Consider the following 7704-nt stretch of genomic DNA (forward strand, 5'->3'; position numbering starts at 1 on the left):
TGACCGCGCTGTGCCTTGAATGCTGCTTGTAGCGGTAATCGATCAGCGTGTTCAGGCCGTCCGCCGCCTCGATGATCACGTCGCCGCCGCGACCGCCGTCGCCGCCGTCCGGGCCGCCGAACTCGATGAACTTCTCGCGGCGGAACGCCACGGCGCCGGGGCCGCCGTCACCGCTCTTCAAGAACACCTTGGCTTGATCGAGAAACTTCATCGGGGGACCTTGCCCGTAAACGGAAGGGAAACCGGCGGTGGGACAGCACCGGACTGAAAACGAAAATCGGGGAGCCGGTCGCCCGGTCCCCCGATTCTATCCCACAAGCGTGCAAGCCTGCGACACAGGCCGCGCAACGACCTTAGAGGTTACTCGGCCCGATCACTCAGCGGCGACGGCCGGAACTTCCTGGTCGTTGGCCGGAACGACGTTCACGAAGGTGCGGCCGTTCGAGCTGTGCTTGAAGTAGACCTGACCGTCGGCCATCGCGAAGATGGTGTGGTCGCGGCCGAGGCCGACATTCTCGCCCGGGTGGAACTTCGTGCCACGCTGACGGACGATGATGTTGCCGGAGACGACGGTCTCGCCACCGAAGCGCTTCACGCCGAGACGGCGGCCGGCGGAGTCACGGCCGTTGCGGGACGAGCCGCCTGCCTTTTTGTGTGCCATGGGGTGTTGCTCCTAAAACTGAAGGGACGCCGAAGAGCCTGACCGGAAAACCGGACTCAGGCCGCGCCGTTGATGCCGGTGATGCGCAGGACGGTCAGGTCCTGGCGGTGGCCGTTCTTACGGCGATAGTTCTGGCGGCGCTTCTTCTTGAAGACGATGATCTTCGGGCCGCGATCCTGGGCGACGACCTCGGCGACAACCGAGGCGCCGGCCACGGTCGGGGTGCCGATGGTGGTGTTGCCTGCGTCGCCGACCATCAGCACGTCATCGAGCGTGATGGAGGCGCCAGCATCGGCCTCGAGCTTCTCAACACGGATCACGTCGCCATTGGCGACCTTGTACTGCTTGCCGCCGGTGCGGATCACTGCAAACATTGTCGTCACTGCCTATGTCAAAACAAACGGCGGGCTTCTCGCCCACCGTTCGATGCGCAAGCCCGTTCATGGGAGCGACGATCTATACTCAAGGGGGGCTCAGAGTCAACAGGGATGCCGTCGAAAAGCATCGCATTTTTCCGCAAAAAAGGCTTGCGCGGCCGAAGGCGTTTATATAGGTTCCGCCCACCCCGCCAAACGGGGCAGCGGATGGGTGGCAGAGCGGTTGAATGCACCGCACTCGAAATGCGGCATACCCTCACGGGTATCGGGAGTTCGAATCTCCCCCCATCCGCCATTCTCTCCCACGGGAGAGCAAATTGGAAGCGCCAGCCGGATCGGCTCGGCGCTATTTTCTTGTCCGGACACCGCCTCGGCTGCCCCTGAATTTTCCGGTCGGGCTTCCCCTTTTTCTCCGCACCGTCGCGATGGCCGTTCGCCTGGCTGGCGTGTTGGTCATGTCGATGCCAACGCCCAGATCCCTTCGGTCCGATCCGCCAGGGATGCGACTGGAGGGGTGCCGCCATGAACACGCTCAGCCGCCACGACGGATGCCTGCGATTCTCCTATGTGGTCGATGGCGGGCTGCGGGTCGAAGGCACCCATGATCCGGCCGAGCAGGCGTTGGTCCTGAAGGTGACGGCGCCGCAGGGGCGGATAATCCATATGGATGCGATTCCCTGCGACGATCCCCGGCTCATCCTGGCCGCACTTCGCGAGTGGGGCGAACCGCCGGAGGAGGTGTGCGACGCCTTGCCGGCGTTGGGCGGCAACGCGATCCTGCTGGAAACTCGACTCGGCGACTCGGTGCGGGCCGCCGTCCGTCGTCAGGGCATGAAGGTGGGGGTCGTCTTCATCGATGCCGACGGCCGACGGTTGGCGGAACTGCGGGCCGGCAGCCTGGGGGCGCTCGACGCCAAGGCCGGCGGTTTGCTGCGCCTGTCGCGACGGACCCGTGCGGTGCTCAGCACCTGGCTGTCGGCCGAGCCGCTGTGGCTGGCGGCATTGCTGTTGGGCGGGCCGTTCCTGGGCGCGTTGCTGATCGTCTTCGGGGTGCAGGTGGCGCCGGAACAGGTGCTGGTCACCGCCTATGCCGGAGCGGCCGGGCTGGTCGCGGCCTACGAACTGCTGCGCGCCGGCTATGCCGAGTGGGTGCTGGCACCGCCCGACAGCTTTCCCCGCGCCTGACTTGGAGTTGCAGCAAAGGAAACGGCGCCCCGGATGGTCCGGGGCGCCGTTCTCATGTCGGCGTCAGGAGCAGACGGGCCGGGTCAGGGCGTCATGCCGCCTGCTGGGTCAGCGCGGGAGTCGGAGCGGGCGCCTCGACCTCCACCGACTGGTTGGCGGTGGCGGTGACGATCGGAATGCTCCGCGGCTTCATCGCTTCGGGTACCTCGCGTGCCAGCTCGACGTGCAGAAGGCCATTCTGAAGAGACGCGCTGGTCACTTTGATGAAATCGGCCAACTGAAAGCGGCGCTCGAACGCGCGGCCGGCGATACCCCGGTAGAGGAATTGGCCGGTGGGCTCGTCCTTCTTAGCTTTACCCGTGACGGTCAACGAATTCTGGTGAGCGACGATGTTGAGGTCGTCCAGACCGAAACCGGCGACGGCCATGGTGATCCGGTACGAATCCTCGCTCAGCTTTTCGATGTTGTAGGGCGGGTAGGAAGCCGCCTCGTCACCGGTGGTCGCGGTCTCCAGCAGACGCGACAGGCGGTCGAAACCGACGGTGGAACGGAACAGCGGCGAAAGGTCGTAGCTACGCATGACATATCCTCCGAAAGAGCGATACGGCCGTCGAGGACCACGGTCTGGTCGGTCCTCTAAGGGTGGGGTTGGAGGCGGACCCCGGATGGGCATCCGCCTGACGAGCGAGAGATAATCGATGCTTTCGCCTGTTCAAGAGGGCGGGCGCACGAAGCCCGGCGAGACCCCGCCTGGGGTTGCTGGCCACCGCCCAGTCACCAATTGTTAATCAGTTGCGGCAAGGCTCACGCTAGGGCCGTAAGTCCGCGGGAGGGGGCCGACGACCATGACTTCGCACACCTTCTTCTTCAACGGTCCCTATGACGAGACCATGGCCCTCTTGATCGAGGCGCGGAATTACATCGCCTATCATGATGCGGCCGAACACCGGAAGCTGCCGCCGCAGGTCCGTCTGCAAATCTCTTACGAATCGATGCGGGTGACCAGCCGCCTGACCCAGGTGATGGCGTGGCTGCTGGCGCAGAAGGCCGTGCATGCCGGCGAGATGTCGAAGGAGCAGGCGGCGAGCGAGGATTTCGCCCTGTCCGGTGGCGAGATCTGTTCCGATCCCAGCGGTCCCGACAACGAGGACCTGCCGTCCGGCCTGCGCAGCCTGCTGGAGCGCAGCCATAGCCTGTATATGCGCGTCCACCGGCTCGACGCCATGGTCCGCGCCGATGTGGAGCGCGAGGCCGCCGCGGCAGTGGGGTAAAGGACAGCGCGGACCGCAGGCACAAACGAAAAGGGCGTCCGAACCGGTCGGACGCCCTTTTCGCATCGGCAGGATAGAAGTGCGGTAACGCTTACTTCTTGAGGCCGAAGTTCGCGAAGCGCTTGTTGAACTTGGCGATCTGCCCGCCGGTGTCCAGCAGCTTCTGCACGCCGGTCCAGGCCGGGTGCGACTTCGGGTCGATGTCGAGGCGCAGCGTGTCGCCCGGCTTGCCCATGGTGGAGCGGGTCGTGAACGAGCTGCCGTCGGTCATGACCACGGTGATCTCGTGATAGTCGGGATGGATGTCAGTCTTCATGGCCGGGGTTCCTGCAAAGCGAGCGGCGTCTATACCAAAACACCTTCACCGGCGCAACCCCGGAATCGAGCCTCGTTCAGGGAGCCTGCGGTGGGTTGCAAGGGCATTTTACGAGGGGTTTCGCCCTTCCGTCGCCTTGTTGGCATCGTGACACCACGCTATATGCCAGCGATCCGCACCAATAACCCCAACAGACAAGCGGGAACCGCGTGGCTCGCCAACCCTCCCCCGACATGATCGCCGCCTCCGCCCGTGGCGAGGCCGATGCCCGCCGTCGCGACCTCGGCCCCCTGCGCCGGCTGGTGCCGTTCCTGCTCCCTTACAAATGGCGCATCCTGGGTGCCATGGTGGCGCTGACCGTGGCCGCCGGCACCGTGCTTGGGCTGGGGCAGGGGATGCGGGTGCTGATCGACCAGGGCTTCGCCGGCGGCGACACCTCGCTGCTCGACCGGGCGCTGCTGGTTCTGCTGGCGGTGATCGCGTTGATGGCGGCCTCCACCTATGGCCGCTTCTATCTGGTCAGCTGGATCGGCGAGCGGGTGGTCGCCGACATCCGGCGCGCCGTCTACGATCATGTGCTGACGCTGTCGCCGGGCTTCTTCGAGACGACCAAGACCGGCGAGATCCTGTCGCGCCTGACCACCGACACCACGCTGCTGCAGGTGGTGGTCGGGTCGTCGGCCTCCATCGCGCTGCGCAATGCGCTGCTGTTCCTGGGCGGCACCGGCATGCTGCTGATCACCTCGCCCAAGCTGACCGGGCTGGTGGCGCTGGTGGTGCCGCTGGTGGTGGCGCCGATCATTCTCTTCGGCCGGCGGGTGCGCAAGCTGTCGCGTGACAGCCAGGACCGCATCGCCGACATCGGGTCCTTCGTCGAGGAAACGCTGGCCGCCATCCGCACGGTCCAGGCCTTCACCCACGAGACCATCGACCGCAGCCTGTTCGGAAAGCGGGTGGAGGAGGCCTTCGACGTCGCCATCCGCCGCGTGCGGGTGCGGGCGGTGATGACGGTGATCGTCATCGTCCTGGTCTTCGGCGCCGTCGGCATCATCCTGTGGATCGGCGGCCATGACGTGGTGGCCGGGCGGATCACTCCCGGTCAGCTGTCGGCCTTCGTCATCTATTCGGTGGTCGTTGCCGGATCGGTCGGCGCCATCAGCGAGGTGATCGGCGACCTCCAGCGCGCCGCCGGTGCCACCGAGCGGCTGTTCAGCCTGCTGTCCGTCGAGTCGGAGATCCGCGCTCCGGCGGCGCCGAAGCCGCTGCCCAGCCCGGCGGCTGGGGCGTTGTCCTTCGACTGCGTCCGCTTCCATTACCCGTCGCGGCCCGACTGGGCGGCGCTGGAGGGCTTCTCGCTGGATGTGAAGCCGGGCGAGCGGGTCGCTCTGGTCGGCCCGTCGGGAGCCGGCAAGTCGACGGTGTTCCAGCTTCTGCTGCGTTATTACGATCCGCAGGCCGGCTCGGTGCGACTCGACGGCGTCGAGTTGCGCGATGCCGATCCGGTGGAGGTGCGCCGCCGGCTCGGCCTCGTCGCGCAGGACCCGGTGGTCTTCTCCGCCAATGCCTGGGAGAACATTCGCTACGGCCGTCCCGATGCCTCGGATGCCGAGGTGCGCGCCGCCGCCGAGGCCGCTCATGCTCTGGACTTCCTCGATGCGCTGCCGGAGGGGTTCGGCACCTTCCTGGGCGAGAAGGGCGTGCGGCTGTCGGGCGGTCAGCGCCAGCGGCTCGCCATTGCCCGCGCCATCCTGCGCGACCCGCCGGTGCTGCTGCTGGACGAGGCGACCAGCGCGCTCGATGCCGAGAGCGAACGGATGGTGCAGGATGCGCTTGACCGGCTGATGCATGGCCGTACCACGCTGATCGTCGCCCACCGGCTCGCGACCGTGCTGAACGCCGACCGCATCGTGGTGATGGACCAGGGCCGCGTGGTGGAGACCGGCACCCATGGCGAACTGGTGGCGCAGGGCGGGCTTTATGCCAGGCTGGCGGCGTTGCAGTTCGACCGGGCCGATGGGGTGGCGTAGACTCTTCCGCAGGCCCCGGCCCCTGTGAGGCAGTGCGATGGCGCGGATATCGGCGGGCCGCCTGATGGCGGTGATGGTGAAGGAATTCATCCAGATGCGGCGTGACCGGCTGACCTTCGCCATGATGGTGGGGGTGCCGATCCTGCAGCTGATCCTGTTCGGCTTCGCCATCAATTCCGACCCCAAGGCGCTGCCGACTGCGGTTCTGGTCGCCGACTCCAGCCCCTTCGCCCGCACGCTGGTCGCGGCGATGGAGAACTCCCGCTACTTCGCCATCACCCGCACCGCGGGATCGGAGGCGGAGGTCGATCGGCTGCTGGCGGAGGGGGAGGTCCAGTTCGCCGTCACCATCCCCACCGGCTTCGCCCGCGACCTCCAGCGCGGCACCCGCCCGGTCCTGCTGGTGGAGGCCGACGCCACCGACCCCGCGGCGACCAGCAACGCCCTGTCGGCGCTGACCGCCATCGCCCGGCAGGCGCTGAACCCCGACCTGACCGGGCCGCTGGCATCCCTGCGCACCGGTCCCGACCCGGTCGAGCTGCGCGTCCATCGCCGCTACAACCCGGAAGGCATCACGCAATACAATGTGGTGCCCGGCCTGATGGGCGTGGTTCTGACCATGACCATGGTGATGATGACCGCGCTTGCCGTCACCCGCGAGCGGGAGCGCGGGACGATGGAGAACCTGCTGGCCATGCCGGTGCGGCCGTTCGAGGTGATGCTGGGCAAGATCGTGCCCTTCGTCGTCGTCGGCTATGTCCAGGTGCTGCTGATCGTGGTGGCGGCGCGGCTGCTGTTCGACGTGCCGATCGTCGGCAGCCTGGGCCTGCTGTCCGCCGTGCTGATCCTGTTCATCGCCGCCAATCTGGCCGTCGGCTTCACCTTTTCCACGCTGGCGCGCAACCAGCTGCAGGCGATGCAGATGTCCTTCTTCTTCTTCCTGCCGTCGATGCTGCTGTCCGGCTTCATGTTCCCCTTCCGTGGCATGCCCGGCTGGGCGCAGGCGGTGGGCGAGATCCTGCCGCTGACCCACTTTCTGCGCATCGTCCGCGGCATCCTGCTGAAAGGGAACGGGCTGACGGAGATCGCCACGGAGGTGCTGGCGCTGGCCCTGTTCCTGACGGTGGTCACGGTGGTGGCGCTGAAGCGCTATCGCCAGACGCTGGACTGACCGTCCGCCCTCCTCCATCATTCCTTAACCACGACTTCGCTATAGCCGTGGGGGTGCCGGCGGTGTTGCGGGGGACGGAGATGGGATTTCGCGCTTTTGGCGGGCGTGCCTTCAAACGGGTCGCCTGCGTCGGGCTGGCCGTCGCCCTGCTGACGGCGGGCGCGGCCGACGCCAAGCAGCGGAAGAAGAAGCCGGCGCCGATCCCAGCCTATGCCACCAGCGTCGCCTGGGGCGCGGTGACCGGTCCGTCTCTGGGGGCCGCCAGATCCATCGGCGGCTATGCCGCCGGTTGCATAGCCGGCGCCCGTGCCCTGCCGCCGGAAGGCGTCGGCTATCAGGTGATCCGTCTGTCGCGCCAGCGCAACTTCGGCCATCCGGTGCTGGTCGACATGCTCCGCGAGTTCGGGCAGAAGGTGGCGATGGCCGGGCTGGGCACCGCGCTGATCGGCGACATGGGGCAGGCGCGCGGCGGGCCGATGCCGTCGGGTCATGCCAGCCATCAGATCGGCCTGGACGCCGATGTCTGGCTGCGGCTGGATCTGCCGCCGATGGGACGGGCCGGGCGCGAGCGGCTGGACGAGATCAAGTATGTCGATTACGACCGCATGCGCGTCACCGGCGAATGGTCGGACCGTCAGGCGAAGCTGATCCAGATCGCCGCCAGCGACGCCCGGGTCGCCCGCATCTTCGTCAGCC

General features: G+C 66.9%; 9 protein-coding genes, 1 tRNA gene and 1 pseudogene. 6 read left to right on the top strand and 5 right to left on the bottom strand.

The window, feature by feature from the left end; genetic code table 11:
• From obgE to rplU, 3 genes and pseudogenes are all read right to left on the bottom strand, one after another.
• Positions 1-211: pseudogene (gene obgE, locus I71_RS35375) on the bottom strand (GTPase ObgE); the annotation flags it as partial.
• Between the two features lie 162 nt (positions 212-373).
• On the bottom strand, positions 374-661 hold the full coding sequence (gene rpmA, locus I71_RS31510; protein WP_042703634.1) for a 50S ribosomal protein L27: 288 nt from the start codon (positions 659-661) through the stop codon (positions 374-376).
• Positions 662-717: 56 nt separating this feature from the next.
• A complete protein-coding gene (gene rplU / locus I71_RS31515; RefSeq protein WP_012974890.1) occupies positions 718-1035 on the bottom strand; it encodes a 50S ribosomal protein L21 in 318 nt (105 codons plus the stop codon).
• A 208-nt stretch (positions 1036-1243) separates the two neighbouring features.
• Here rplU and I71_RS31520 point away from each other — a divergent pair.
• Together I71_RS31520 and I71_RS31525 are read left to right on the top strand one after the other, a co-directional pair.
• A tRNA-Ser gene (locus tag I71_RS31520) sits at positions 1244-1333 on the top strand.
• 227 nt (positions 1334-1560) lie between these two features.
• Complete coding sequence (locus tag I71_RS31525) at positions 1561-2223, top strand: hypothetical protein (protein WP_042703636.1); 663 nt, start codon at positions 1561-1563, stop codon at positions 2221-2223.
• Between the two features lie 91 nt (positions 2224-2314).
• Here I71_RS31525 and I71_RS31530 read toward each other — a convergent pair whose 3' ends face one another.
• Positions 2315-2803 carry an Hsp20 family protein gene (locus I71_RS31530; RefSeq protein WP_042703638.1) on the bottom strand — a complete coding sequence of 163 codons (489 nt, stop codon included), beginning with the start codon at positions 2801-2803 and terminating at the stop codon, positions 2315-2317.
• Positions 2804-3068: 265 nt separating this feature from the next.
• Here I71_RS31530 and I71_RS31535 point away from each other — a divergent pair, with 265 nt between their 5' ends.
• Positions 3069-3494 carry a DUF1465 family protein gene (locus tag I71_RS31535; RefSeq protein WP_042703640.1) on the top strand — a complete coding sequence of 142 codons (426 nt, stop codon included), beginning with the start codon at positions 3069-3071 and terminating at the stop codon, positions 3492-3494.
• Positions 3495-3585: 91 nt separating this feature from the next.
• On the opposite strand, the gene rpmE is transcribed toward I71_RS31535, so the two are convergent.
• The gene (gene rpmE / locus I71_RS31540; protein ID WP_012974887.1) at positions 3586-3810 is read right to left on the bottom strand and encodes a 50S ribosomal protein L31; all 225 of its coding nucleotides are present in this window, start codon (positions 3808-3810) and stop codon (positions 3586-3588) included.
• 233 nt (positions 3811-4043) lie between these two features.
• Here rpmE and I71_RS31545 point away from each other — a divergent pair, with 233 nt between their 5' ends.
• The 3 genes from I71_RS31545 to I71_RS31555 form a co-directional block, all read left to right on the top strand.
• On the top strand, positions 4044-5837 hold the full coding sequence (locus I71_RS31545; protein ID WP_042703642.1) for an ABC transporter transmembrane domain-containing protein: 1794 nt from the start codon (positions 4044-4046) through the stop codon (positions 5835-5837).
• A 37-nt stretch (positions 5838-5874) separates the two neighbouring features.
• Positions 5875-7008, top strand: coding sequence for an ABC transporter permease (locus I71_RS31550; protein WP_042703644.1), 1134 nt, complete (start codon positions 5875-5877; stop codon positions 7006-7008).
• Between the two features lie 80 nt (positions 7009-7088).
• The coding region (locus tag I71_RS31555) for a penicillin-insensitive murein endopeptidase (protein WP_042703646.1) at positions 7089-7704 on the top strand (616 nt) is incomplete at its 3' end.

Origin of the sequence: Azospirillum sp. B506, from assembly GCF_000333595.1 — a bacterium.
Classification (GTDB): domain Bacteria; phylum Pseudomonadota; class Alphaproteobacteria; order Azospirillales; family Azospirillaceae; genus Azospirillum.

Bases quoted from the DNA above. Each gene is read 5' to 3' on its own strand.
- rpmA (WP_042703634.1), bottom strand. From the start codon at position 661: ATGGCACACAAAAAGGCAGGCGGCTCGTCCCGCAACGGCCGTGACTCC.
- rplU (WP_012974890.1), bottom strand. From the start codon at position 1,035: ATGTTTGCAGTGATCCGCACCGGCGGCAAGCAGTACAAGGTCGCCAAT.
- I71_RS31525 (WP_042703636.1), top strand. From the start codon at position 1,561: ATGAACACGCTCAGCCGCCACGACGGATGCCTGCGATTCTCCTATGTG.
- I71_RS31530 (WP_042703638.1), bottom strand. From the start codon at position 2,803: ATGCGTAGCTACGACCTTTCGCCGCTGTTCCGTTCCACCGTCGGTTTC.
- I71_RS31535 (WP_042703640.1), top strand. From the start codon at position 3,069: ATGACTTCGCACACCTTCTTCTTCAACGGTCCCTATGACGAGACCATG.
- rpmE (WP_012974887.1), bottom strand. From the start codon at position 3,810: ATGAAGACTGACATCCATCCCGACTATCACGAGATCACCGTGGTCATG.
- I71_RS31545 (WP_042703642.1), top strand. From the start codon at position 4,044: ATGATCGCCGCCTCCGCCCGTGGCGAGGCCGATGCCCGCCGTCGCGAC.
- I71_RS31550 (WP_042703644.1), top strand. From the start codon at position 5,875: ATGGCGCGGATATCGGCGGGCCGCCTGATGGCGGTGATGGTGAAGGAA.